Below are 25,746 nucleotides of genomic sequence, written 5' to 3' on the forward strand. Positions count from 1 at the left end.
CCGGGCTGTCCGATCGCTTGCCAAGGCTGCCGGTTCATTTGCGGCGCGGATCGTCGCCGTAAATGCCTTTTCTGGCCTGCCTGGCTGTCTCAGCGATCTCCGCAAGCGGCGAACCCGCCGTTGTTTCCGCCCAGCCGTTTTCGGCAAGCCATGAGCCGAGATCCTGTGTGCCGAGCCGGCAGGTAGTCGTCGCCGTTTCCTTCCATTCCGCACTGTCGAGGTCGCAGGTGACGCTGCGGTTGCGCAACAGCAGGCGCAACGCCGTCTTCGCCATCATGCCGCAGGGCCATTGCCGGTCCGCCGGCCCGCAAATCCTGTCGACCGGGGTCGGCACGATGCCGGCAAGCTGAAGCCTGCGCTCGCCAAAGGAAAGGATGCCGGCATTGTCGACGGCCGGCCGCGCCAGCTCCATCGCCCTTTTCGTCGTCGGACCTCCCGTTTTCCCGGCTGCCGTCTCCGCTTGTTGCGGCAGATCGGCCGGTTTGGATGTCACCCCGTCGCCCAGGTCTGGAGCGGGTGGGGCCGCCGGTTCGACCGAGCGAGCAATCATTTCGGCACGGTCGTCCGACATCGTCGCGGGCTTGCCGGCGTCCGGGGCAGCATTCGCCGGTGCGGTTTCCGTCTCCTCTGCGGACGCCGTCTCTTCGCCGGCCGTGCCGCCGCCAAGCCTTGCTTCGCCCGCCATCAGCAGGCCGACCACCACTACCATCCCCGTGATACCTGTAATGAAGGCGGCAGGGCGCATGGAATATCTTCCTATTGGCTGGCCCAGATGATGCGGGCGATCCAGGCGACGTCGGAAAGCTCGAGGATGCGGTTGGGATGTTCGGGATTGAGCGACATCAGCTCGATCGATCGCGGGCTATGGCGCAGCAGCACCTTGGCCATCACCTCGCCCTCGTTTGTGCGCACGACGACGCGGTCGTTGCGGCGCACCTGCGCCCCCGGCTCGACGATCAACACATCGCCGTCGCGGTAGAGCGGCATCATGCTCTCGCCCTGCACCTCCAGCGCATAGACGCCTGATTTCTGTGCCGGGGCCGCCGGAAATTCCACCACGTCCCAGCCCTGGCCGGCCGGAAAGCCGCCATCGTCGAAGAAGCCGCCGGCGCCCGCCTGCGCGAAGCCGAGCAGCGGAATGGAGCCGCCTCGCTGAGGAAATGCGCCTTCCTGCTGTTCCGAGCCGGCATCCGGCCGCATGAAGGCCATAAACTGCTCCATGCTCGCCCCTGTGGCGTCGAGCACCTTGGCGATCGATTCCGTCGAGGGCCAGCGCAGCCGCCCATCGGCGGAAAGCCGTTTCGATTTGTTGAAGGAGGTCGGGTCGAGGCCGGCGCGGCGCGCAAGTCCGGATGGCGTCAGCTCGTGCCGTTCGGCAAGCCTGTCGAGCGCTTCCCAGATCTGGTCGTGTGACAGCATGCGCGATTCCGTCGCGGCTCATTCAACGCCGCGCTCCAACCCGGCGGAATATTAACCGACCGCGCCGCCTGAGTAAAGATAGAAGAGGAATAAAATCCTGTTATCGCATATTGCGCTCAGGCGACCATCGCCATGTTGATCTTGCCGAGCTGGATGACCGCCTGCGTCCGGCTGTCGACATCGAGTTTCAACAGGATCGCCGAGACATGTGCCTTGATCGTCGCCTCGGAGACGCCGAGTTCGTAGGCGATCTGCTTGTTCAGCAGCCCCTCGCCAAGCATGGTCAGCACCCGGCTCTGCTGCGGCGTCAGCGTATGCAGGCGGTGGATCAGGTCGGCGACATCGGGATCCTGCTCCTGGCCGTCGCGATAGCTTTCAGGCGTGGCGATGTCGCCGGCAAGCACCGTCTGGATGCTGCGGCGGATGTCCTCGATGCCGGAGGATTTCGAAATGAAGCCGGAAGCGCCGAGTTCCAGCGCCCGGCGGATCGTCGTCGCGTCATCGGTTGCCGAGACAATGACGATCGGCAGGCTGGCGAATTCGGAGCGCAATGCCATCAGGCCGGAAAAGCCGCTGACCCCGGGCATGGCGAGGTCGAGCAGCATCAGGTCGGCATCCGCATGGGCGCCGGCCGCCCGGCGCGCGGCAGCAAAATCGCCGGCCTCGACGATCGATTGCCGGCCTTCCATGCCAATCACTGCCTGGCGCAGCGCGTCGCGGAAAAGCGGATGATCGTCCGCAATGATGATAGTCTGTTCGTGCATCGAAAACTCCCTCCCAAGAGCCCGATCATGCCTTGCATGCGACGCCATCCCTCCGCGTTGCATGCCGGCTTGCTGACATGACTATATCAGATCAGGTCTTCTGCGGAAGGGGATTGGTGTTTTCCTCAGCCTGGAACTCCTTCACCATCCCCATGAAACTCTTCATCATCCGCTCCATGATGCTGATCGAACGGTCGACCTCGGCATCGCTCGGCAGCGCGCGCTGGGCGACATTGCCCTGTTCGAGTGCCGTCACCCGCTTTGCCAGCCGGTCGAGTTCGTCCTCATAGGCCGCCCGCTCATCGGCTGCCATCCGGCAGACGAGGGCGCCGTCCTTGTCCTGGCAGATCGACATGGCCCCGGTCTGCCGGTCGAGCCGGACGAAATGATCGCCGCTCTTCTCCAGCTGGAAGCGGCCGGCATCGGCTTCGGCCGCCGCGGCCGCCAACGGCATGAGAAAAACGCCAAGCGTCAGAATCAAAACCTTCATCGTCTCATCCTCCGGATATTACCTGTGGGTGCCCTCGTTTTTCGCGCCGGGGCGTGGACATCGCCGCCTCTTTCCGGCAAAGCCCTCGTGACCAAGGAACAGCCCATCGTGAGGCCATGATGACCCTGACACCGACCCTTTACAAGATCGTGACGGAAACGCTCTGGCAGCAAGCCAGACAAACCGGCATTTTTCATGGCGCCGGCATCGATCTCCAAGATGGCTTCATCCATTTCTCGACGGCGGACCAGGTGAAGCAGACCGCTGGCCTGCACTTTGCCGGCCAGTCCGGCCTGCTGCTGATTGCCGTCGATGGCCGCGGCTTTGGCGACAAGCTGGTCTTTGAGCCCTCGCGCGGCGGCGATCTCTTCCCACATCTCTACGCCGACCTGCCGCTTGCGGCCGTGCTCTGGGAGGCGCCGCTGCCGCTCGACGAAGCCGGCGCCCATATTTTCCCGGAGCTGCAGCCATGATCGATCCCTTCAAGCGTCTCGCCCGCAAGGGTCTCTTCCTGTTCGATCCGGAAACGGCGCACGGCATGTCGATCGCTGCCTTGAAATCCGGCCTCGTGCCCGCCTGCCAGCTCACGCCCGATCCGCGCCTGCGCCAGACCGTTGCCGGCCTTACCTTCGAAAATCCGCTCGGCATGGCCGCAGGCTACGACAAGAATGCCGAGGTGCCGGAGGCGCTGCTGAAGCTCGGCTTCGGCTTCACCGAGATCGGCACGGTGACGCCGAAGCCGCAATCCGGCAATCCGCGCCCGCGCATCTTCCGCCTGGTGGAGGATGAAGGCGTCATCAACCGTCTCGGCTTCAACAATGAAGGCCATGATGCCGCTTTCGAGCGCCTCGCCGCGCTAAGGGGCGGTGGCATGATCGGCGTCAATATCGGCGCCAACAAGGACAGCGAGGACCGCATCGCCGATTATGTCGCCGGCATCCGCCGCTTTTATTCCGTCGCGCGCTATTTCACCGCCAACATCTCCTCGCCGAACACCCCCGGCCTGCGCGACCTGCAGGGGCGCGAAAGCCTTGCAGTACTGCTGTCATCAGTGCTTGCGGCGCGCGATGAGATGACAGCGACATCCGGCCGGAAGATCCCGGTCTTTCTGAAGATCGCGCCTGATCTGACCGAGGAAGGCATGGACGATATCGCCGCGGAAGTGCTCTCGCATGCGCTTGACGGTCTGATCGTCTCCAACACCACGCTGTCGCGCGATGGCCTCAAGGATCAGCGGCAGGCGAAGGAGGCGGGCGGCCTTTCCGGCGTGCCGCTATTCGAAAAGTCGACGGCGGTGCTCGCCAGGATGCGCAAGCGCGTCGGCCTTGATCTGCCGATCATTGGCGTCGGCGGCGTCTCGTCGGCCGAGACCGCGCTGGAGAAGATCAGGGCGGGTGCCGATCTGGTCCAGCTCTATTCCTGCATGGTCTATGAAGGCCCCGGCTTGGCCGGTGATATCGTCCGCGGCCTCTCGAAACTGCTGGACCGCGAAAAGGCCGCCTCGATCCGCGACTTGCGCGATACCCGGCTGGATTATTGGGCGGCGCGGAAGGTCTGATCGGCCCGCGACTTGACGAGCGTCGCCAGGAAGATGCCGCGGAAGAGCAGGAAGGCGTTCATACCAAGCCACAGGCCGTGATTGCCGAAGAGCGGCACGAAGACCGCGAGCATTAAGAGATAGCCGGCAAAAGATATCAGCATCCGGTTGCGCATGTCGGCCGACCACGTGGCGCCGATGAAGACCCCGTCCATCAGGAAGGCGAGCGCGCCGGTCAGTCCGGTCACCGCCGCCCAGGGCAGATAGGCTTCGGCCGCCTGCCGTACCTCGGGGGAGGTCGTCAGCACCGAGATCAGCCAGGGGCCGGCGAGGAAGAAGAAGGCGGAGCCGATCGCCGCCAGTCCGAAGGACCACAAGGTCGTCAGCTTCAGCCCGCGGTCGAAGGCCGGCCGGTAATGTGCGCCGATTGCTCGGCCGATGATCTGTTCGGCGGCATTGGCAAGCCCGTCGAGATAATAGCCGGACAGTAGGAAGAAATTCATCACCACGGCATTGGCGGCAAGCGTCACCGCGCCGAAGCTGGTGCCGATCCGCGTCATGATGGCGAAGGCGCCGATCAGCACGAAGGTGCGGATCAGGATGTCGCGATTGAGCGCGAAAAGCTCGGCCAGCCGGTGCCGGGAAAAGACCTCGGACCATGCCGGCCGCGCTGCCTTGCCGAAGCCGCGCAGCACGATGGCTAGCCCGGCGAGCGCGCCGACGGTTTCGCCGGCCATCGTTCCCCAGGCGACCCCCGCCACGCCCCAATCGAGCGTCAGGCCGAGATAGATGGAAAGCAGGATGTTGATGCCGTTGATGATCGCCTGCAGCAGCAGTCCGATATTGCCCTGTCCGCGCCCGAGCACGAAGCCGAGGATGGCGTAATTCGCCAGCGCTGCGGGTGCTGCCAGCATGCGGATCGAGAAATAGGTGCCGGTTGCCTCGGCGATCGCTCCTTCCGCCCCCATCAGCCTCAACCCCGCCGCCATCAGCAGCGGCGAAAGACAGAGCAGCGCCAGTCCGCAGCCGAGCGCCGAAATCATCGCCCTTGCGAAGACCGCCTGCTGCTCGTGCTGATCCCGCCGGCCATAGGCCTGCGCCGTCAGGCCTGTGGTCGAGGCGCGCAGGAAGTTGAAGCTGCCGAGGATCAGATCGAAGAGCATGGCGCCGATCGCCAGCCCGGCCAGCGCTTCCGCATTGCCCATACGGCCGACCACGGCGGTGTTCGTCAGCCCGAGCAGCGGCGTCGTCATGAAGCCGAGCGTCATCGGAATGGCGATCGCCAGCACCAGCCGGTGCGTCACGTCAAAAGCAAGCGCGTTGTGATTGCTGCGTGTATCCATGCCGGCCTCGTCGCGGCAGCGCCAAGCGTCGTTAGACGCGCAAAAGACGCTGCATCACTTGAACTGCTGCAGGCGGAATCACCTCAGCTGGAAAGCACCATGGCCCAATAGGGCAGGTTCCTGGAAGATGTATTATGGGCGACGGCGACGCCAAGGCCGTCATAACGTCCCAGCATGTTTTCCAGGTGGTGCGGCGAGTTGATCCAGGCCGTCACCACGGCATCGACGCTCTGCTGGCCGGAGGCGATGTTTTCGGCCGCCGGTAGCCGCACGCCGCTCGCCTTGACGCGCGCGCCGAAACTGTCGGTCATCCCCATCAGATGTGCCATCTTGCCGGCGCTCGCCATGCGTTTCGCCTGGAACAGGGCGGCAGTGCTCGCCGCCGGATCGGCGGCAAGCGGCGGCAGGCCGTGCTTCGCCCGCAGCTGGTTGACGAGCGGCAGCACGCTCGCCGTCTCGTCCTCGCCGTCGGAAGGCGTGCCGGCCATCCGCGGGGTCGTGGTGCAACCGGCGATGCCGGCGGCGAGTGCAAGTCCGGAAAGGCGCAGCAGACCACGCCTGGAAAGATCGATGGATGTCATGTTACCGGCGGTAGCTGAAAAGACGAAGGATGACGAAGAGCGGGATGACGATCGTCGCGCCGAGGATGAGATAGTCGCCGACGCGCCCGAGGGCCGAGAAGCCCCGATGCCAGATTTCCAGGACGAAGTCGCGGACGCCATCGATGATGCTCCACGGCGTCAGGCCGAAGACGGTCATGACGAAACCGACGATCAGCGACACCACGACAAGCTTTATCAATGTACGGCCGATTGAATCGCCGAGGAACCTGTTCGCCTGATCGGACATAAGCCATCTCCTGTTTGCCCTTGGAATAAGGTCGCGGCGTGCCGCCCGCAAGCCCTTTCCGGAATTGGCCGCTTCGCCTCTGAAATAGGACTTGAGTTTTTTTGTGGCCGCCGCCAAATGCGGGCCAACCAATTAGGTCCATTGATGCAGCCCCACCAGCTTTCCTCAGGCGACGTTATCGCCGACCGCCGCGCCGATTATGCCAGGATGCTTGAAGAAGGCGGCGAGCCGGAAGCGGCCGCTGAGCTGATGGAACAGGCCCTCGAACTCGTGCCCGCCTGGGCCGCCGGCTGGTATCGCCTCGCCACCTATCTGGAAAAGGCGGGCAGGGGCGAAGCCGCGATCGAGGCCTATCGCAAGACGCTTGCCCTCGATCCCGACGACATGTTCGGTGCCGCCCTCAAGCTTGCCCTTCTCGGCTACGCGGCCACGCCCGACCGCCCGCCGAGCCGCTATGTCGAGCGCCTCTTCGACGACTATGCCGATCGGTTCGAATCAGCCCTTGTCGACAAGCTCGACTACAACGTCCCGCAGAAGCTCGCAGCGCTCGTCGCCTCCACCGGCAGGCGCTACGAACACGCCGTCGATCTCGGCTGCGGCACCGGTCTGCTCGGCCCGGAGATCCGCGCCAATGTCGACCGCCTTGAAGGCTTCGACCTCTCGCAGAATATGCTCGTGAAGGCTGCCGAGAAACGGGTCTATGACAGTCTCGCCCAGGCCGATCTCTCGCTCGCGCCCGAGCTCTCCGGCGTCTTTGCGGATGCCCCGCGCCATCGCGCCGATCTGGTGACGGCAGCCGATGTGCTGATGTATCTCGGCAATCTCGAGAGCGTCTTTGCCATCGTCGGAGAACTCGCTGCATCAGGCGCCGATATCGCCTTTTCCGTCGAGGATGCAGGGGACGGCGACGGCTTTCATCTCGCTCCGTCGCTGCGTTACGCCCACTCGGAAAACTATGTCAGGATGCTTCTTGCCCGTCACGGCTTGCAAATCCTTGCGACCGTCAAGTCGGTCATTCGCAAAGATGGCGGAAAACCCGTGTCCGGCATTCTGTTCCTTACGCGCAAACCAGAGTGAGCGAACATTTCTTGCGATTTTTTAATAGGTCAGCATTGCTTACCTATTTCGCTTGATCGGAAGACCGAAAAACCCGATACTGTGCCGCATCTGCAGAGATGCCCGGCAATTATCGCCGAGGCGCTCCGGCTTCTTTCATTATGCAAAATTCCGTTGCGCCCGGGTCTCTCCCAGCGCGTTTTTTAAAATCGTCTGCCGTGGAGACTGGCGACATGACACAGCTCATCAATGCCCTTGGCTTCTGGAATACGACTGCGACGCGCCACACCCCGATCGAAGACGTGCAGGGCATATTCTCCGGCAGCCTGGTTGCCGCTCTCGGCCTCTATGTGCTCGCCAGCGCCGGCCTTCTCACCGGCAGCACCGCCGGCGTGGCCTTCCTCCTGCATTATGCCTTCGGCGTCAATTTCGGCCTTGCCTTCTTCCTGCTCAACCTGCCGTTCTTCTATCTCTCGTGGAAGCGCCTCGGCATGGCCTTCACCGTCAAGACCTTCATCGCCATCGGCCTGACCTCGGTGATTGCCGACGTGCAGTCGCGCTTTCTGTCCATTTCGAGCATCCATCCGGCCTGGGCGGCCCTTCTCGGCGGCCTGCTGCTCGGCTTCGGCCTGCTGGCGCTCTATCGCCACCGCGCCAGCCTCGGCGGTGTCGGCATTCTCGGCATCTACCTGCAGGAACGTTTCGGCATCCGAGCCGGCCTCGTCCAGCTCGCCATCGACATGTGCGTGCTCGCCGCCGCCTTCTTCGTCACCACGCCGCCTGTCGTCTTCTATTCCGTGCTCGGCGCCGTCGTCCTCAACCTCTTCGTTGCCATCAATCACCGCGCTGATCGCTACATCGCGCTTTAGCTTTACGCATGTCGTTATCGCAAAACCGCCGCACACTTTTGCGCGACATGCTCTAACATTACCAATCGGTAAGCCATTCTAAATAAAACGTAACTTGCCTGTGATCGGTCTTGGCGCGAAACTCATCTCGCGCCGGATTTGATGAGGTGAACTATGTCAGATTTGGAAAAACTTGTCAGACGCCGTATGCAGGAAGAATACGCCAAGGGCGCTTCCGCAGAAGAAATTGCGAAAGTCGTCCGAGACATATTCAACAGCATCGACCTCCCGGGCAATCGGTTTGACGCCGTTGCCGTACGGGCCACTCGGGATCACGAATGATCCGATATTCGACCGACCCGAGATTTTCGGGTCGGTTGCAAGGATGCTTTCCCTCTCAGAAGATATCTCAGGCTGCCTTCGTTGCCGCATCGAGCGGATGCTGCGAGCGGAAGCCGACGGCAAGCCGGTTCCAGATGTTGATGGCGCCGATCGCCACCGTAATCTTCGTCATCTCTTCCTCGGAAAAATGCCCCTTCAGCGTCTCGTAGTCGGCATCGGGCGCGCCTGTCTTGGCGATATTGGTGACCGAATCCACCCAGCCGAGCAGCGCCCGTTCGCGGGCGTCATAGACCGGCGATTCCCGCCAGACGCACATCAGGTTGATCCATTGTTCGCTGAGCCCATCGTGGCGGGCTTCCTTCACATGCATGTCGACGCAATAGGCACAGCCATTGATCTGCGAAGCGCGCAGCTTGATCAGGTGGATGAAGCGACGCTCCAGCCCGGAGGACTGGACATATTGCTCGAGCGCGGCGACCGCCTTGTAGGCATCGGGGGCGGCTTTGGCGAAATTGAAACGTGGTTGCATGATCTTTCTCCTTTGTTGGTGGCTCAACGAGCCGTCTTGCGTTCGTGGATTTCAAGGAAGGCGCATCCTCTAGCTGCGATCGATCCGTCGTCGACGGCGGTGAGTTCAATGCCGATATCGGCGAGGCTCGTCTTGGCGAGTTCGGTTCGATAGACCCGTTCGGCCCGAAGCATCGCCGCGTTGATGGTGCAGGGCTGGGCGAACAAGCGATCGGAGACCGGGTTCGGCCCGCGTTGGCGGATTTCGGCGCAGCGGAACGCCGGGGCAGACCCCTCGACCGCGAGCACGATGTCGAGCAACGAAATCTCCTTCGGCGCCTTCGCCAGCCGATATCCGCCCTTCGGCCCCGGAACCGTATCGAGGATGCCGGCGCCAGACAGCGCCTGCAGATGCTTCAGCAGATAGCTTGTCGAAACGCCGTGGAATTCCGCCAGCGCGGCCGCCGAAAGCACACCGCCTTCGGAAAGGCCGGAAAGCATCGCAACGCTGTGAATGGCCTGCTCGACCCCATCGCCCATCTTCATGCACCTGGCCTCCTCAATTCGTGGATAAAAAATATCCACGATTATTCTGGCTGTCAAGCGGTGTCCTCGATGCTTGCCACTTGCCTTTATCCTGACCCCGGATAGAAGACGGCAAAGCCGACAGGGGAACAACATGGCATCCAACGCTTTTGCAGGCCTTCTGAATTCCAGCGCCGATCGTCACTCGCTGCTGGACGACGCCCAGGGCATTGTCGCCGGCAGCATGCTCGCCGTGCTCGGCGTATCGCTTCTCTCCGGCGCGGGGCTGCTTGCCGGTGGCACGGCGGGCCTTGCCTTCCTCGCCCATTATGCGACCGGCCTGGGTTTCGGCCTCTGCTTCTTCGTCGTGAACCTGCCCTTCTATTATCTCGCCTTCCGCCGCTTGGGCGCCGCCTTCACCATCAAGACCTTCGCCGCCATCGCGCTCACCTCGGTTCTGTCGGAATTCGTCCCGGGCTTCATCAGCATGGCGCATGTCGATCCTATCGCTGGTGCGCTCTTCGGCGGCCTCGTCATCGGCGCCGGTATGCTGGCGCTCTTCCGCCACCGCGCCAGCCTCGGCGGCATCGGCATTCTCGCCCTCTATATCCAGGATCGCTTCGGCTGGCGCGCCGGCTTCGTCCAGCTCGGCTTCGACGGCGTCATCCTGGCGCTCTCCTTCTTCGTCGCAAGCCCCTTCATCATCGCCTGCTCGGTGCTCGGTGCGATCGTTCTCAACCTGACGATCGCCATCAACCACCGCAAGGATCGCTATATCGCCATGTGAATTGCTAAAGCGCGTCGCGATCTTTCAGATTCGCTCATCGCACTTTAGGTCTTTGTTTTTACGCATGTCGTTATCGCAAAACCGCGGCACACTTTTGCGCGACATGCTTTGGCCGCTCTTCTCTTTCCCCGGCGTTTCACTAGTTTCAGGGCGTGGACCAGATCGATTCCGAAGCCCGTGCCCTGCTTCCTGCCGCCTTTACCCGCTGGTTTGCGGAAAAGGGCTGGTGCCCGCGCGCCCATCAGTTGGAACTGCTCGCCCGCGCCGAGGCCGGCGAAAGCACGCTGCTGATTGCGCCGACCGGCGCCGGCAAGACGCTCGCCGGTTTCCTGCCCTCGCTCACCGATCTCACCCGTCGCGGCCGGATCCCGCCCGGCTCCGCCTTCACCGGCATCCATACGCTCTATGTCTCGCCACTGAAGGCGCTTGCCATCGATATCGAGCGCAACCTGATGAAGCCGGTCGAGGAGATGGGCCTGCCGGTCACGATAGAAAACCGCACCGGCGACACGCCGAACGCCAAGCGCCAGCGCCAGAAGCTCAACCCGCCGGATATTCTGCTGACCACGCCGGAACAGGTCGCCCTGCTGTTGGCGAACCGCGAGGCCGAGCGCTTCTTCAAGGACCTGAAATATATCGTCCTCGACGAGCTGCATTCGCTGGTCACCTCCAAGCGCGGCCATATGCTTTCGCTCGGCCTTGCCCGCCTGCGCCGCCTTGCCCCCGGCTTCAAGACCATCGGTCTGTCGGCCACTGTCGCCGAACCCATGGATCTGCAGAAATGGCTGGTCGGACAGGAAGAGGGGAGCGAGCATCATGCAGGCCTCGTCGTCGTCGAAGGCGGCGCCAAGCCCGATATCTCGATTCTGTCGACCGAAGAGCGCATTCCCTGGTCCGGCCATTCCGCCCGATACGCCATTCCCGATGTTTACCGGCAACTGGTTGAACACCGCACGACGCTGCTTTTCGTCAACACCCGCAGCCAGGCCGAAATGCTGTTCCAGGCGCTCTGGACGATCAATGACGACAACCTGCCGATCGCCCTCCACCATGGCTCGCTCGACGTCGCCCAGCGCCGCAAGGTCGAGGCGGCGATGGCCGAAAACCGGCTGCGCGCCGTCGTTGCCACCTCCACCCTCGATCTCGGCATCGACTGGGGCGATGTCGATCTCGTCATTCATGTCGGCGCGCCGAAGGGTGCCTCACGTCTTGCCCAGCGCATCGGTCGTGCCAACCACCGCATGGACGAGCCTTCGAAGGCGATCCTTGTGCCCGCCAACCGCTTCGAGGTCATGGAGTGCCAGGCCGCCCTCGACGCCAATTATATCGGCGCGCAGGATACCCCGCCTGTCGGTCGCGGCGCGCTCGACGTGCTCGCCCAGCATGTGCTCGGCATGGCCTGCGCCGAACCTTTCGACATGCTGGAACTCTACGATGAGGTCACCAGCGCCTCGCCCTATGCCGATCTGAGCTGGGAGACCTTCGAGCGCATCGTCGATTTCGTCGCCACCGGCGGTTATGCGCTGAGGACCTACGAGCGTTACGCCCGCATCCGCAAGACCAAGGAGGGCCGTTGGCGCGTCTCCAATCCTGCAGTCGCCCAGCAATACCGCCTCAACCTCGGCACCATCGTCGAAAGCCCGATGCTGAATATCCGCATGGTCAAGCGCGGCGAGGGCGGCAGGATCGGCCGCGGCGGCGCTACGTTGGGGAAGGTCGAGGAATATTTCCTCGAGCAATTGTCGCCGGGCGATACCTTCGTCTTTTCCGGCAAGGTGCTGCGCTTCGAGGGTATTCGCGAGAACGAATGCCTGGCGTCGCAGGCCTTCTCGCTCGATCCGAAGATCCCCTCCTATAATGGCGGCAAGTTTCCGCTGTCGACCTATCTCGCCGAGCAGGTGCGGGCGATGATCGCCGATCCCGATCGCTGGCGCCACCTGCCGGATCAGGTGCGCGACTGGCTGTCGCTGCAGAACGACAAGTCGATGCTGCCGAAGCGCGACGAGTTCCTGATCGAAACCTTCCCGCGAGGCAGCCGCGGCTATATGGTCGCCTATCCCTTCGAAGGCCGTCTCGCCCACCAGACGCTCGGCATGCTGCTGACCCGCCGGCTGGAGCGGATAGGCGCCAAGCCGCTCGGTTTCGTCGCCACCGATTATTCGCTTGCCATCTGGGGCCTCGAGGATATGGGGCTGATGATCCGCAATGGCCGGCTCAGCCTCTCCGACCTCTTCGACGAAGACATGCTCGGCGACGACCTCGAAGCCTGGCTGGACGAATCCTTCCTGTTGAAGCGCACCTTCCGCAATTGCGCCGTGATTGCCGGCTTGATCGAGCGCCGTCATCCGGGCAAGGAAAAGAGCGGCCGCCAGATCACCGTCTCCGCCGATCTGATCTACGACGTGCTGCGCAGCCACGAGCCGGATCACATCCTCTTGCAGGCGACGCGGCAGGATGCGGCGACGGGACTTTTGGATATTGGCCGTCTTGGCGATATGCTGAGACGAATCAGGGGCCACATCACCCACCGGGCTCTCGATCATATTTCCCCGCTCGCCGTGCCGGTGATGCTGGAAATCGGACGCGAGGCAGTGCCGGGCGAGGCCCATGACGCGCTGCTCGCCGAAGCGGCGGACGATCTGATCGCCGAAGCGCTCGCTTGACGAGAATTGGGCCTGATGAGAATTAGGGCCCGACGATTTAGGCCTGACGACGATTTAGGAATGACGACCGTGATGAACCGCTTGGCGCTGGCGCGCGACATATCAGGACTGGCCGCCATGCCGGGCATCGAGACATCGGTCCATGGCATTGCCGCGGTCTGTGATCCGCTCGGCGCCCTCTATCTGCCCGATGCCGGCCTGCTCGTCGTTTCCGACCTGCACCTGGAAAAGGGCGCAGCCTTCGCCCGCCGCGGCATGATGCTGCCGCCTTACGATACGCTGGCGACGCTGACCGTCCTTGCCGCCGTCATCTCGCGTTATGATCCGAAGCTCGTCATCTCGCTCGGCGATAATTTCCACGACCGCATCGGTTCGAAGCATTTGCCGGAGAATTTCCGCACGCTGATCGTCAATATGGCCCGCGGCCGCGAATGGATTTGGATCAATGGCAACCATGATCCGGATGGCATCGTCGATCTGCCGGGCACATCCGCTGACGAGATGCATTATGCCGGCCTGACCTTTCGGCACGAGCCGAAGAACGGCTTGCAGAGTGGTGAGATCGCCGGCCACCTGCATCCGTCGGCGACCGTCCGCCGCCGCGAGAAATCCGTCCGCCGCCCCTGCTTTGCCACCGACGGCGCCCGCCTGCTGATGCCGGCCTTCGGCGTCATGAGCGGCGGTCTCGACCTTCGCCACAAGGCGATGCACGGTCTTTTCGACCGGGGGTCGCTGATCGCGCATCTGCTCGGCAAGGACCGGATTTATTCTGTCAGATACGGCAATTTGTGGGGATAGCGCCTGTTATTTGAGGGCAGAGGGGGGCGGACATGGCACGCCCTCAAACTATCCTCAATCGCACTCCTGCAACTGCCGCTGATACGTCCCGGCCATCCGCGCAAACTTCTGCGCCGTCTGCTGCAGCTGCCCGTTCGAGCGCCAGTCGCCGCGTTTGTATCCAGTCGGCCCGGAGTAATAGGCGAGATAGAGATTATAGGCATCGTTCAGCGGAATGCCGGTCTCCACGCTGTTCTGGTAGTGATACCAGCCGATGAAATCGATCGCGTCAGCGAAGTTCGCCCGCCGCGCGGTCCAGTTCCCGGTCTGCGACTGATAGTGATCCCAGGTACCGTCGAGCGCCTGCGAATAGCCGTAGGCCGTCGAAGGCCGGGTCCAGGGAATGAAGCCGAACAGTTTGGTGCGCGGCGGCCGCGCATAGGGCTGGAAGCCGGATTCGGTATACATCGTCGCCATCAGGATCGGTACGGGCACGCCGTATTTCTTCTCCGTCCGCTCGGCGGCACTCTGCCAGCTGGAGAAAAGCCCGTCGCGCTCGTCGAAGACGGCACAGATGTTCCTCGTCTGCTTCGGCGCCGTCGCGCAGCCGGCAAGCAGCGCGAGACCCATGGCCGTCAGAACGATACGAGTACGCATGACAAAACCTCTCGTTTCCGAGAGATTACTAACTCGTAAATGTTAAAAACCGGTTTTTAGTCGAATGCGAACTTCCCAGGCTGCTCTCTTGTGCGACCAGGGATGGATACCCTGGCCTGACCATCGGGACGGCATCGTGTCAAAATCTCAATGGGTGAGCGCCGCTAAGCCTTGACGGGCTCGTAGCGCAGGATCACCGCGCCGCCCTCCGTCGTCGAGGATTCGATGAGCTTCAGCGGCACCTGGCCCTCTGCCTGTTTGAAAAGCGGATTGCCGCCGCCGAGAATGACAGGCACCAGGCAAACCCTGATTTCGTCGATAAGCCCCGCTTTCAGCAGGCTGTCGGCAAGCTCGGCGCTGCCGAAGATGAAGATCGTCCTGCCGTCCTCCTGCTTCAGCCCCGTCAGTTCGGGGATCGGATCGTTGACGACACGGGCATTGTTCCAGCCGGGCTCGGTCATCGTCCGCGACACGGCGATCTTGGCGATGCCGTTCATATAGGCTTTGATCTCACCTTCGCCCTCGGCAGTCGGCCAGTAGGAGGCCATGCCCTCATAGGTCTTGCGGCCGAATACCAGCAGATCGCCTTCCCTCCCGAACTGTTCGGCATAGCGCTGCAATTCAGGTCCCCAGGCGAGATTGTGGAAGTCGATATCCCACGGCTTCGTGCCTTCGAAATAACCATCGAGCGTCATCAGGTTCCAGACAACAAGCTTTCTCATTTCCATCCTCCTTCTGAATTGCCAACCGAGATAAAACCGATTGCGAATAGCAACTGGTTGAAAACTAGATCGACTGATAGCGAAATGCAAGCGGTTTTTGGAGGCATGGATGAACTGCCGCCAAAACATCCGGGCAAGCAGCTGCCGCCGGGCAGGCTCTTCGTGCCCGGTTGTCTTGCCGAGCCTATTTTCAGGAAGAAATCCGCTTGAGCGCCTTGCGGCGGATCAGTCCTTACGGAAGATCAGGCTGGCACCCCAGCCGGTGATCACGGCGAGCAGCACCGCCGCACAGCCGTAGAGGATCGGCTGATCATGCGCCGCATCGGTGATCGTCTGCTCGATGCCGGTCTTGATGACCCGCAGCGGCAGCGATTTCTCGGTCACGAAAATGCCGCTCTTGAACAGATAGGCGCGCACGCTGTGCACCCCGTTCGGAATGTTTGCCGGCAGGCGCAGGCTCGCCTTGAAGAGGTTCGAGGAAACGAACCGCACGCCGCTCGGATTGCGGTCATAGAGCCCGCCGCCCTGCTGCAGTCGCCGGAAGGCCTCGCGGAACTCGCCGAGATTGCTGCCGTCGCCGACGAAGCCGACCGGCGTCAGCGGAATGTGGTCGATGCCGATCCCCTGATCGATCAGGTCAAGCGGCGTCACGATGTCGTCGATCATGCGCGAACTCGACATCGAATAGGAATGCGGCACCGCTTCGAAGGTCATCGAGCGGGTGTTCACCCAGATGCCGAAGACGCGTTCCTTCTTGCGCACCGTCGCATCCTCGCGCGGGCCTTCCAGCACCACGACCACGTCATATTGGCCGACGGCCAGCAGCAACTGGTCGGTATTCGAGAGCGCCCCGAAGATGGTCAGATCCGCGCCGTGGAAATCCGAGGTGATGGCGATTTCGCTGGTCGACGTGCCGATTTCCAACCCTTCACGGACCGCCTCCGATGCCTGCCCCGGCAGCCACTGGGCTCCGGCAGAGGCCGGCAGCAGGCAAAGCAACGCGATGACGAAAACAGCCAGGCGCATCAGTTGCCCGCTCCCATCACCACCGAATAGACGTCGGCCGGCGCCACCACCAGCGCGATTGCAAGACGCAGGCCGACGGCAAGCACCAGTAGGCCGAGCAGGGCGCGCAGCTGCTCGCCGCGCAGCTTCTGGCCGACCCGCACGCCGTATTGCGCGCCGATGACACCGGCCACCATCAGGATGAAGGCAAGCACGATGTCGACGGAGAAGTTCGTCGCCGCCTGCACGATCGTCGTATAGGCGGTCACGAAGATGATCTGGAACAGCGAGGTGCCGACGACGACATTGGTCGGGATGCGCAGCAGGTAGATCATCGCCGGCACCATGATGAAGCCGCCGCCCACACCCATGATCGAGGTGAGGATGCCGATCGCAAAGCCGAGTGCGACGATTGGAATGACGCTGAGATAGATCTTCGATTTCTTGAAACGCACCTTCAGCGGCAGCTTGTGCACCCAGTGCTGGTGGCCAGGCTTGCGCGGTGCGGGCGGTTCGTTGCGCGCTGCTCGCCGCATGGCATTGATGCTTTCGAGCAGCATCAGTCCGCCGACGGTGCCGAGGAAGACGACATACATCAGCGAAATGATCAGATCGAGCTGGCCGATGGCGCGCAGCAGCGAGAAGATCCAGATGCCGACCGTCGCCCCCGTAAGACCGCCGACCAGCAGCACCGTGCCGAGCTTGACGTCGAGCGAGCCGCGCCGGAAATGCGTGATCGCGCCCGATATCGACGACGCCACCACCTGGTTGGCGCCGGTCGCGACCGCGACGACGGGCGGGATGTTGTAGAAGATCAACAGCGGGGTGATGAGAAAGCCGCCGCCGACGCCGAACATTCCAGACAGGAATCCGACGGCCGCCCCCATGCCGAGAATGATGAAAATGTTCACCGACAATTCTGCGATGGGCAGATAGATTGTCACAGCCGACCCCGAATGATGACCGCTCCTGCCGGGCGGTTTCTTGTCACGTCCCCGTTCGAATGCGCACCATACTGTGAAATCGTTGCCAGAGGCTTTCGATCGGCCCCGTGATTAGCCATAGAGATTGGCGGAGAGATCGGTGGCAGAGGATTCGCCGGATGCGCGGATCGATATGTCCGGGCATAATCCGGCTTTTTTCAGGTTTTGTGACAGGCGACGGCAAAATTGGAAAAAGCCTGCGGCCTACCGCATAATTTATCCTTAAATCGAATCCGATTGAAGGATAAATGAAGCAGTAATTCAGCGGGTTACAGCGTCAATTGCGCGTCTGAAAAGACGCGCGGCGCTCTAATGCCGCCAGGCCCGTTTAGATCGCCTTGCTGCCCTGTTTGTTGTGTTCGAGCAGCGCCTTCACGGTCGCGTCGGTCACCTTGCCGTCCGGCTCCTGCCCGACGGACTTCTGGAAGTTTTTGATCGCGGTCACGGTCTTCGCACCCATTTCCCCATCCGGCACTCCGGCGTCGAAGCCGTTATTGTTGAGGATCGCCTGGATGTTGCGGACTGCCTTCTTCATGTCGACGGTCGCCGTCTTCGCACCGGTGCCTGCCCATTCGTCGGGGATGTCGATGGCGTTCGTGCGGTGGTCGACCGGCTCCGGCTTCCAGAGATCGGCCTTGGCGCGCGCCCGTTCGAGCTGGTCGGGCTTCATGGCTTTGGCCACTTCGTCGCGCTTCTGCGCCGCATCCTTGTCGCCGGCCTTGGCGGCGATCGCAAACCATTTGTAGGACTCTTCGAGATCCGCCGGAACCCCGTTGCCCCTAGCGCAGAGGATCGCCAGGTTGAACTGGCTGTCGGTGATGCCGAGGTTCGCAGCCTTGGTGAACCACGAAGCGGCCGTTGCATAATCCTGCTGGCCCAGCGCGCCGGAGGCGTAGAGGACGGCGAGATTGTGCATGGCGTTGGCATTGCCCTGGTTGGCCGCCTGCTCGTAGAAGCCCTTTGCCTTGGCGATGTCGCGTTCGACGCCGTTGCCTTTCTCGTACATGCTGCCGAGCCGGTATTCCGCAGGCGCAAAGCCCTTGTCGGCCGCAAGCTGGTACCAGTTCGCCGCCTGCTTCTGATCGACCGTCATGCCGTTGCGGCCGTCGGAATAACGCGCACCGATTTCGAACAGCGCCAGCGCATCGCCGCCACTCGCCGCATCGGCAAGCGATTTCGGCTGGACGGTGTCGGGAATGGTGATGGCGGCCTGCGGTGCGGGTGCGGGAACGAAGCCCGATGTTTCCTGTGCCGCGCCGGACGGACCGGGAGGGGCAAGGGTCGCAGCCCCTTCGCCGTCAAGCGGCGTCATATCGGTCAGATGGTCGCCACCGGCCGGTGGGATTGCTTCCGGCTGCGCCTGTTCGGCGGCGGGCGGAACAGCTTCCGTTGCCGGAGTGGTCGTTCCGAGAGCTGCGGCATCCGGCTGGGCAGGTGTCGCTTCAGGCAAGGCCGCCACCGGGTTTTCCGCAGCACCGGTCAGTGCCGAGACTTCCGCCGGCGGCTGCGGCGCGCGCTCGCCGCTCGTCAGCGTTCGGGCAAGCGGAAAGGCCATGATGGCGAGCAGCACGGCGCCGACCGCCAGCAGGATCGGCCGCCGGTAGCGCGAAAAGGCGCTGGTTTTACCCGTCTTGTCAGAAGCCTTGCCGGCCTTGTCGGCGGTCGCGCCTTTCTTCTCGGCCTTGCCGGCTGGCTGCTTCGGATTGGCATCCACCTCCATCGCGGCCGCCTGCGCCGCACGGCGCGCAGCAGCGATGTAATCGGCGCGATCGGTTTCGCCGGCAGGTTTGCCGCGTGCCGCACTCTGGCTGGCGCGAACCCGCTCAAGGATCTTCTTCACGTCAGGTGCGCCCGAGCCCGGCTCGAGCAATTCGTTCGACGCATCCGTCGGCACCACGTCGGTGGGATCGATCGACGGCGCGGGGTCGATCATCGGACGTTCGCTCGCCCGGCTCTCGGCTTTCTTGCCGGGCAGCAGCCGCTTGCCGAGGCTGGCGAGCAGGCTGGCCTTCGCCGGGACCTGTGCCCGGGCCGCTGTCGCAGCTTCCGTCGTCCTGGTCGCGGCTTCGATGGCGATCGCGCTCGTTCCGCTCATGGCGGTGGCTTGCGCCGGGGCGGCAGGTTCGGCTGCGACCTCGGCCGTGCGGATAACAGGAGAAGCCTTCGCTGTCGGGGCAGCGGCCGGCGTCCGGGCCATCTCCGCTTCGGCCACCATCAGCGCATAGGGATCGACATCGAAATCGACGTCGGCGACCGGCATCTGGGCGACCGGCCGGCCGCGATCTTCCATGCCGTCGAGGCGATCGGCAATATGCACCAGCGTCTCGTGCAACGCCGTGAAAGTCTTGTGGGTGCGTTCCTCGCTGTCGCGGCTGATATCCTCGAGGTGGCGAAGATCCTCAGCCAGCGCCGTCAGCGCCGACATGTCGGCGGCGGGCATGACACCCTGCGGACCGCCATGGCGCGAATAGGCTTCGACCACGGCCTCTGCCGCCTGGCGTGCCGCCTCGATGATATATTCATCGCTCGTCGCCATATAGTCTTCGATCGCGCCCATGCGCTGGTCGAGTTCGGGGGGTATTACGGCGCTCTCGCGCGGCGCGCTCATCAGTGCCGAAAGATTGGCGATCTGGTCTTCGAGGTTCTTCAGTGCGCGCGGATCGGTCGGCGCTGCCGATGTGCTTTCCTCCAGCCGGGCGGCGATGTCGCTCAGCCGTCCTTCGAGACGACGGAAAGCGCCGTCGTCGGCCACAGCGGCGGGCGCCGGCGCCTGCTGCTGATGGGCCATCTCGTCGATGCGCCGGGCGAGATGGTCGAGCCGCTGCGCCAGCACATCGTTGACGGCGCCGTTCTCAAGCGCGTCGATCTTGCGGGAAATATCGGAAAGCGGGCCGGTAAGGTCGGGCTGCGGCGCCGTCTCCTGCGTGCGCTCCAACAGATAGGAGAGATGTTCCAGCCGTTCGTCGAGCCGCGACGTCGCTTCCGCCTTGGTCAGCTCCTCGACGCGTCCCGTCAGCGCCTCCAGCCGCATCGCCAGCTCGTCGGCCGGGTTCACGCGGTTGGCTGCGTCATGGCTCATCAGGTCGATCTGATCGGCCAGCGCCGAAAGCCGGCTTTCCAACCGCTGCATCAGGCCCGGATCATTGGTGGCGGCCGTGCGCCCGCTTGCCGCGATCGCCCGGCTGATCTCGTCGAGCCGCATATCCATGGCGGCGAACTGTTCGGACATCACCCGGTCGTGCGGCTGGATCATATTGCCGAAATGCTCCATCGCAGTGGCGATCGAGATCAGCTTGTCTTCCAGCGCCCGAACGGCCGGGCTTTCGCCCATGCCGCCGATATGGCGTTTGATGTCGTCGAGCCGATAGGCGAGCGAAACGAGCTCTTCCTGCAGCCCTTCGGTATCGAGTGCCGCAAGCCGGTTTTCGAAACCGTCCCAGCGGTTTTCCATGTGGCGCAGCGAATCCTCGCGCGCCAGCCCGTCCATCAGCGAGCGCAGCTCTTCGAAATCCTCGCGAAGGCCGGTGGCCTCCGGCGCGGCGGAGCGGCCGGTCAGCTGGGTGATGCTCTGGGCAAGGCGGCCCATATCGGCGCGCATGTCGTCGGCGAAACGACCGTCTCCGGCATTTGTCTTGATTTCGCGCAGCTCGGCGCGCAGCGCGTTCATCTCGCGGGTGACGCCCTCGGAAATGTCGCGCTTCAGGTCCTGCCGCAGGTTGACGAGCGCCTGGGCGATCTCCGTCATCGTGTCGTCGCCGGCGCGGAAGGCGGGCGACGGCACTGGGGCGGCGGCGGGGGGCGTGGGTTCACGATGCTGCGGGGCTTGTTCGCGTGCGTAGGGCCGTTCGCGGCCGGCTTCGAGTGCGCGTTGGCGCTGGCGGATTTCGGCGAGCGGATCCGGCCGCGGCTCTGGTGGGGCCTTTGCGGGCCGGGGAGCGTGGGAGCCGGCATATGGGTCGCGCTCGGCCGTTGCCGTGCGCGGCCGCTGCTCGCGCCCGCTGCCCATCAGCCCTTCGATGCGTGCCTCCAGCCCTTCGATCGTGCGGTTCAGCGCATCGAGCGAGGTCCTGTCGGACTGTCGGGAAGGATTTGATCGCGATCCGTTCATCTTCTTGCTCGCTTCGACTGCTCGACCTCTCGTCAGAGCTCGATCCTTGGCTTTTCCGTCTGCTGCCCGCCTCTTTACGCGGACCGGAGCGCATCATTCATAAGACGATAGTCAATTAGACTTTCCTCAAGCTGAACGATGTAGCGGCATCTCTTAGGAACGCGAGACTGGGAAAAGGAATGCGGATCGCTACTGCTCAATCCGCACCTTTCACGAAACGTGGTAAACAAGCCGTTAATGTCGATGGGAATTTTTTAACGTTTGTGTTCCAAACGCCGTTTTTGGCGGCAATTGCCCCCGAACGCGTCACATCGAATGGCGACGGCGCGCTCAGGCGGGCCGGGGATATTGCAGCTCGATCTTCACGCCCTCGGGTCCGTAGACGAAGACCTGGCCGAGATCGGTGTCGGGAATATCGTAATATTCGTAGCGATAGCCGCCAGCCTTGATGCGTTCCAGCGCCGGCCCGAATTCGTAAAGGCTGAAGGCGACATGGTTGAAGATGCCGGGTGGAAAATCGGTGCTGCGCGATGTCAGACTGAGATGGATGACCGGGCGGTCGTCTAGATAGAGCCAATGGCCGGGCGAGGGAAAGGGCGGCCGATAGCCTTCCCTGACGCCGAGCACGGCTTCCAGGAAGCCGATCATCCCAGGCGCATCGCGGGTCTCGATGGTGACATGGTCGAGGCGCGGCATTGGTATCCTCCCAGCCAGCGTTGACGGCAAAGTCTAGCCTGTTTGAAACCGCCGCGAAAGTTGCCTCCGCCTTTAGCAGGGGCTTAGAAGCTCTCCGTCCAGGGCCGGACTTCCACCTCCAGCGACCACGCACTGCGGTGCTGGCGAAGCACGTCGATATAGGTCTGGGCGATCGCCTCCGGCAGCAGCGTGCCATCCGGGCTATCTGCCCGGTCCGGCCGGATCTGCGAGCGCACGGCGCCGTCGATGACGAAATGCGCGACGTGGATACCCATCGGCCCGAGTTCGCGGGCTGCACTCTGGGCAAGGCCGCGCAATGCGAACTTGCCCATGGCGAAGGGGGCCGATTGCGCAAAGCCCTTCACGCTTGCCGAGGCGCCGGTGATCAGGATGGCGCCGCGGCCGCGCGGGATCATCCGCCGCGCCGCCTGCTGCACCACCAGGAAACCGCCGAAAGCGGTGGTCGCGATCGCCTTTTCCACCTCGGCGGGATCGAGTTCGGCGAGCGGGCCGCGCAGGCGGGCGCTGGCATTGAAGATCACCACGTCAGGCCCGCCGATCGCGCCAGCAGCCTCTTCGAACAGCGCCGCGACGCTCTCCGGCTGTGAAACGTCTGTTGTAAAGGCGCTGGCGCCGGTCTCCTCGATGAGCCCTTGCAGTTTCTCGATATTGCGGGCGGCGAGCCCGACTTTGACGCCCTGCGCCGACAATTGCTGGGCAAGCGATGCGCTGATGCCGGAGCCGGCGCCGACGATGAGCGCACTCTCATAGGGAAAGTCGGTCATGATATCTTCCTCGATGGATCGTCCTGATGACGTAGGAAGCCCGGACGGTTTGCACCACCACTCGACTGGAATTTCAGTGCGATTGCGCCGAATCGATCGAATAGGCGCTGATGCGCGAGAGATGGATGAAGGAAAGGCCGGTTTCCCCCGCCCAGTCGTTGAAGGCCTGCTGGATCGACTGCTGGTCCTTCTTCGTCGTGCCCGAGGAGGAGAGCGACACGCCGGCGGATCTGAGGCAGGCGAGCACGTCGATCGTGGCAATGAAACTGTCGCGGCCGATGCCCCGCAGGAAATATTGCCCGGTCATGCCGCCGAGCCGGTTGCCGCGTTTGCTCAACAGGTCGAGAAGCCCGATCTGGTCGTCCCGTGGCCAGTCGTCGAAGAAGACGCCGGCGCTGCCGTATTCCTTCGCCAGTTCCCGGATGAAGGCGGCATTGGCCCGAACCGACATGATCTTGGCGCCATTGCGGATGATCCGCTCATCCGAGGTCAGGGCGTGCCAATAGTCGTCGGGCGCGATATTCAGCGTCGCCGGATCGAAACCGGAAAACGCCGCTTCGAAACCCGGCCATTTAGCATCGATCACCTTCTGGACGAAGCCGCTGTAGAAGATGCGTCGCGTCATATCCGCCAGGATACGATCGTCGGGCATGGCGCGCAGCCGCTCATGATCCGACCGGTAATTTTCCAGCAATGCCTGAAGTGCTGCCGCGCCGCCTTTTCGCTCCTCGGCACGCTGTCTTATCGCCTCGAAACTGATCATGCCGGCGGCCCTCCTGAAACATTGCCGCGATTGCGGCTTGAAAGACGCCTCAGCTTATACGCCGTTCTGCGGTGGACAAGGAAGATGAGATGGCGTCTCCTCCCAGCGCCGAATGCCCGCGGATTCGTGCTCTCGAATTTTTTCAAGAAAAGACTTCACAACTGCAGAATTTGACGTTTACGCAAACGTCAATATTTTGTAAGACAGTGCCCAAGGCCGGCGCGAGCCGGTCAGCCGAATGGGAGGAATTCGAGAGATGCCAGTCTACAAGGCCCCGGTGAACGATACGCTCTTCGTCCTGAACGACGTGCTGGGCCTCGAACGCTACAACAATCTGCCCGGTTTTGCCGACGCGACCCCCGATGTGATCGAAGCGATCCTCGGCGAGGCCGGACGGGTTGCCGAGGAAGTTCTCTTTCCGCTGAACTATTCCGGCGATCAGGAAGGCTGCACGCGCCACGATGATGCCAGCGTCTCGACGCCGAAGGGTTTCAAGGAAGCCTATAAAGCCTATCGCGACGGCGGCTGGATCGGTCTTGCGGTGCCGGAGGAATTCGGCGGGCAGGGGCTTCCCTACACGCTGCATACCGCCGTCGGCGAATATACCTCGGCCGCCAACATGTCGCTGATGATGTATCCCGGCCTGACCCAGGGCGCGATCGCCGCGCTGCTCGTCCACGGCTCCGACGAGCAGAAGGCCACCTATCTGCCGAAGATGGTGGATGGCACGTGGTCCGGCACCATGAACCTGACCGAGCCGCATTGCGGCACCGATCTCGGCATGCTGCGCACCAAGGCAGTGCCGCAGGCTGACGGCAGCTACAAAATATCAGGGCAGAAGATCTTCATATCCGCCGGCGAGCATGACCTGACCGACAATGTCATCCATCTGGTGCTCGCCCGCATCGAGGGTGCGCCTGAGGGCACCAAGGGCATCTCGCTCTTCATCGTTCCGAAATTCCTCGTCGGCGACGACGGCGCGCCGGGCGCCCGCAACGCTGTCTCTTGCGGCGCGATCGAGCACAAGATGGGCATCCACGCCAACGCCACCTGCGTCATGAATTACGACGAGGCAAAGGGTTTCCTGATCGGCGCCGAAAACCGTGGCCTCAACGCCATGTTTGTGATGATGAACGAGGCTCGCCTGATGGTTGGCCTGCAGGGTATCGCCATTTCCGAGATCGCCTATCAGAACGCCGCCAGCTACGCCCGTGATCGCATCCAGGGCCGCTCGCTGTCCGGCCCCAAGGCGCCGGACAAGAAGGCCGATCCGATCATCGTCCATCCGGATATTCGCCGTACGCTGATGACCATCCGCGCCTTCAACGAGGCCGGCCGCGCCTTCCTGCTCTGGACCGCGCTCAAATCTGATATCGCCCACCGCGCCACCGACGAGAAGGAGCGCCAGACGGCCGACGATATTCTCGGCCTCGTCACCCCGATCCTCAAGGGCGTGATGACCGACAAGGGCTTCGATCATGCCGTCATGGCCCAACAGGTCTTCGGCGGCCACGGCTATATCGAAGAACACGGCATGAGCCAGTATGTGCGCGATGCCCGCATCGCCATGATTTATGAAGGCGCCAACGGCATTCAGGCGCTCGATCTCGTCGGCCGCAAGCTGGCCCTGAACGGCGGCCGCGCCGCCATGGCCCTGTTCAAGGAGATCGGCGATTTCTGCGAGGAGAACCGCAGCAATGAAAAGCTCTCCTTCTTCACCAAGCATCTGAAGAAGGGCTTGAACGACGTCCAGGGCGCGACCATGTGGTTCATGCAGAACGCCATGGCCAAGCCCGACAATGCCGGCGCCGGCTCGACCGACTACATGCACCTCTTCGGCCTCGTCATTCTCGGCTATATGTGGGCGAAGATGGCGAAAGCCGCCGAAGATGGCCTTGCATCAGGCGATGCCGCCCGCGAGGATTACTTGAAGAACAAGCTGATCACCGCCCGCTTCTTCATGGAACGCCTGATGCCGGAAACCGCGCTTCGCAAGGCCCGCATCGAGGCCGGCGCCGACACGATGATGGAACTGGCCGCCGAAGCGTTTTGACAGCGTACTCTCTTCTCCCCAGCGGGGAGAAGATGTCCGAAGGACAGATGAGGGGGTGAGCGACGAA

Annotated in this window: 25 protein-coding genes; 8 read left to right on the forward strand and 17 right to left on the reverse strand. The window is 62.9% G+C overall.

Translation table 11 applies throughout. The features are described 5' to 3' along the window. Positions 1-34: 34 nt before the first annotated feature. From U5G49_RS01010 to U5G49_RS01025, 4 genes are all read right to left on the reverse strand, one after another. Positions 35-745, reverse strand: coding sequence for a thermonuclease family protein (locus U5G49_RS01010; protein WP_193446750.1), 711 nt, complete (start codon positions 743-745; stop codon positions 35-37). An 11-nt stretch (positions 746-756) separates the two neighbouring features. Then, positions 757-1,419: a S24 family peptidase gene (locus U5G49_RS01015; protein WP_193446751.1), complete on the reverse strand. Its 663-nt coding sequence runs from the start codon at positions 1,417-1,419 to the stop codon at positions 757-759. Positions 1,420-1,535: 116 nt separating this feature from the next. Continuing rightward, a complete protein-coding gene (locus U5G49_RS01020) occupies positions 1,536-2,183 on the reverse strand; it encodes a response regulator (RefSeq protein WP_193446752.1) in 648 nt (215 codons plus the stop codon). Positions 2,184-2,274: 91 nt separating this feature from the next. Beyond that, on the reverse strand, positions 2,275-2,673 hold the full coding sequence (locus tag U5G49_RS01025) for a hypothetical protein (protein WP_026230870.1): 399 nt from the start codon (positions 2,671-2,673) through the stop codon (positions 2,275-2,277). 119 nt (positions 2,674-2,792) lie between these two features. On the opposite strand from U5G49_RS01025, the gene U5G49_RS01030 reads away from it, so the two are divergent. Both U5G49_RS01030 and U5G49_RS01035 read left to right on the forward strand, forming a co-directional pair. Further along, positions 2,793-3,146, forward strand: a complete 354-nt coding sequence (locus U5G49_RS01030; RefSeq protein ID WP_193446822.1) for a DUF952 domain-containing protein — start codon at positions 2,793-2,795, stop codon at positions 3,144-3,146. Further along, positions 3,143-4,231, forward strand: coding sequence for a quinone-dependent dihydroorotate dehydrogenase (locus U5G49_RS01035; RefSeq protein ID WP_193446753.1), 1,089 nt, complete (start codon positions 3,143-3,145; stop codon positions 4,229-4,231). Before U5G49_RS01030 ends, U5G49_RS01035 begins: the two co-directional genes overlap by 4 nt. Here U5G49_RS01035 and U5G49_RS01040 read toward each other — a convergent pair. The 3 genes from U5G49_RS01040 to U5G49_RS01050 form a co-directional block, all read right to left on the reverse strand. Next, positions 4,207-5,553: an MATE family efflux transporter gene (locus U5G49_RS01040; protein ID WP_193446754.1), complete on the reverse strand. Its 1,347-nt coding sequence runs from the start codon at positions 5,551-5,553 to the stop codon at positions 4,207-4,209. The two genes, U5G49_RS01035 and U5G49_RS01040, sit on opposite strands and share 25 nt — an antisense overlap. 83 nt (positions 5,554-5,636) lie before the next feature. Beyond that, a complete protein-coding gene (locus U5G49_RS01045; protein WP_018244663.1) occupies positions 5,637-6,134 on the reverse strand; it encodes a CAP domain-containing protein in 498 nt (165 codons plus the stop codon). Position 6,135: 1 nt separating this feature from the next. Then, entirely contained in the window at positions 6,136-6,402 is a 267-nt protein-coding gene (locus U5G49_RS01050; protein ID WP_028731556.1) for a DUF6460 domain-containing protein, read from the reverse strand. A gap of 144 nt (positions 6,403-6,546) precedes the next feature. Between U5G49_RS01050 and U5G49_RS01055 the strand changes: the two genes are divergently transcribed. Together U5G49_RS01055 and U5G49_RS01060 are read left to right on the forward strand one after the other, a co-directional pair. Beyond that, positions 6,547-7,479: a class I SAM-dependent DNA methyltransferase gene (locus tag U5G49_RS01055; protein ID WP_193446755.1), complete on the forward strand. Its 933-nt coding sequence runs from the start codon at positions 6,547-6,549 to the stop codon at positions 7,477-7,479. A gap of 212 nt (positions 7,480-7,691) precedes the next feature. Further along, positions 7,692-8,327: a YitT family protein gene (locus U5G49_RS01060; RefSeq protein ID WP_020493417.1), complete on the forward strand. Its 636-nt coding sequence runs from the start codon at positions 7,692-7,694 to the stop codon at positions 8,325-8,327. 388 nt (positions 8,328-8,715) lie between these two features. Here the strand turns inward: U5G49_RS01060 and U5G49_RS01065 are convergent, their stop codons facing one another. After that, on the reverse strand, positions 8,716-9,177 hold the full coding sequence (locus U5G49_RS01065; protein ID WP_026188611.1) for a carboxymuconolactone decarboxylase family protein: 462 nt from the start codon (positions 9,175-9,177) through the stop codon (positions 8,716-8,718). A gap of 23 nt (positions 9,178-9,200) precedes the next feature. Beyond that, complete coding sequence (locus tag U5G49_RS01070) at positions 9,201-9,701, reverse strand: RrF2 family transcriptional regulator (protein ID WP_193446756.1); 501 nt, start codon at positions 9,699-9,701, stop codon at positions 9,201-9,203. A 133-nt stretch (positions 9,702-9,834) separates the two neighbouring features. Here U5G49_RS01070 and U5G49_RS01075 point away from each other — a divergent pair, with 133 nt between their 5' ends. The 3 genes from U5G49_RS01075 to pdeM all read left to right on the forward strand — a co-directional run bounded on the left by U5G49_RS01075 (position 9,835) and on the right by pdeM (position 13,928). Beyond that, a complete protein-coding gene (locus U5G49_RS01075; protein ID WP_193446757.1) occupies positions 9,835-10,467 on the forward strand; it encodes a YitT family protein in 633 nt (210 codons plus the stop codon). A 152-nt stretch (positions 10,468-10,619) separates the two neighbouring features. Next, complete coding sequence (locus tag U5G49_RS01080; RefSeq protein ID WP_193446758.1) at positions 10,620-13,130, forward strand: ligase-associated DNA damage response DEXH box helicase; 2,511 nt, start codon at positions 10,620-10,622, stop codon at positions 13,128-13,130. Between the two features lie 72 nt (positions 13,131-13,202). Continuing rightward, on the forward strand, positions 13,203-13,928 hold the full coding sequence (gene pdeM / locus U5G49_RS01085; protein ID WP_032998281.1) for a ligase-associated DNA damage response endonuclease PdeM: 726 nt from the start codon (positions 13,203-13,205) through the stop codon (positions 13,926-13,928). A 54-nt stretch (positions 13,929-13,982) separates the two neighbouring features. Here pdeM and U5G49_RS01090 read toward each other — a convergent pair whose 3' ends face one another. From U5G49_RS01090 to U5G49_RS01125, 8 genes are all read right to left on the reverse strand, one after another. Continuing rightward, positions 13,983-14,564: a transglycosylase SLT domain-containing protein gene (locus U5G49_RS01090; protein ID WP_018447621.1), complete on the reverse strand. Its 582-nt coding sequence runs from the start codon at positions 14,562-14,564 to the stop codon at positions 13,983-13,985. A gap of 164 nt (positions 14,565-14,728) precedes the next feature. Continuing rightward, on the reverse strand, positions 14,729-15,286 hold the full coding sequence (locus U5G49_RS01095) for a dihydrofolate reductase family protein (protein ID WP_193446759.1): 558 nt from the start codon (positions 15,284-15,286) through the stop codon (positions 14,729-14,731). Positions 15,287-15,511: 225 nt separating this feature from the next. Continuing rightward, complete coding sequence (locus tag U5G49_RS01100; protein WP_028731548.1) at positions 15,512-16,312, reverse strand: TIGR02186 family protein; 801 nt, start codon at positions 16,310-16,312, stop codon at positions 15,512-15,514. Next, on the reverse strand, positions 16,312-17,235 hold the full coding sequence (locus U5G49_RS01105) for a sulfite exporter TauE/SafE family protein (RefSeq protein ID WP_017966911.1): 924 nt from the start codon (positions 17,233-17,235) through the stop codon (positions 16,312-16,314). The genes U5G49_RS01100 and U5G49_RS01105 overlap by 1 nt, the downstream gene beginning before the upstream one ends. Before the next feature lie 367 nt (positions 17,236-17,602). Beyond that, positions 17,603-21,382, reverse strand: coding sequence for a peptidoglycan-binding protein (locus U5G49_RS01110; RefSeq protein WP_193446760.1), 3,780 nt, complete (start codon positions 21,380-21,382; stop codon positions 17,603-17,605). A 330-nt stretch (positions 21,383-21,712) separates the two neighbouring features. Continuing rightward, the gene (locus U5G49_RS01115; RefSeq protein ID WP_018447618.1) at positions 21,713-22,078 is read right to left on the reverse strand and encodes a VOC family protein; all 366 of its coding nucleotides are present in this window, start codon (positions 22,076-22,078) and stop codon (positions 21,713-21,715) included. 83 nt (positions 22,079-22,161) lie between these two features. Further along, positions 22,162-22,863 (reverse strand): SDR family NAD(P)-dependent oxidoreductase, encoded by a 702-nt coding sequence (locus U5G49_RS01120; RefSeq protein WP_193446761.1) that lies wholly within the window; start codon positions 22,861-22,863, stop codon positions 22,162-22,164. 73 nt (positions 22,864-22,936) lie between these two features. Beyond that, positions 22,937-23,626 (reverse strand): DNA-3-methyladenine glycosylase I, encoded by a 690-nt coding sequence (locus U5G49_RS01125; RefSeq protein ID WP_193446762.1) that lies wholly within the window; start codon positions 23,624-23,626, stop codon positions 22,937-22,939. A 256-nt stretch (positions 23,627-23,882) separates the two neighbouring features. On the opposite strand from U5G49_RS01125, the gene U5G49_RS01130 reads away from it, so the two are divergent. Then, a complete protein-coding gene (locus tag U5G49_RS01130) occupies positions 23,883-25,679 on the forward strand; it encodes an acyl-CoA dehydrogenase C-terminal domain-containing protein (protein ID WP_193446763.1) in 1,797 nt (598 codons plus the stop codon). Positions 25,680-25,746: the final 67 nt, after the last annotated feature.

The organism is Rhizobium indigoferae, from assembly GCF_034554815.1.
In the GTDB taxonomy this organism is placed as follows: Bacteria; Pseudomonadota; Alphaproteobacteria; order Rhizobiales; family Rhizobiaceae; genus Rhizobium; species Rhizobium leguminosarum.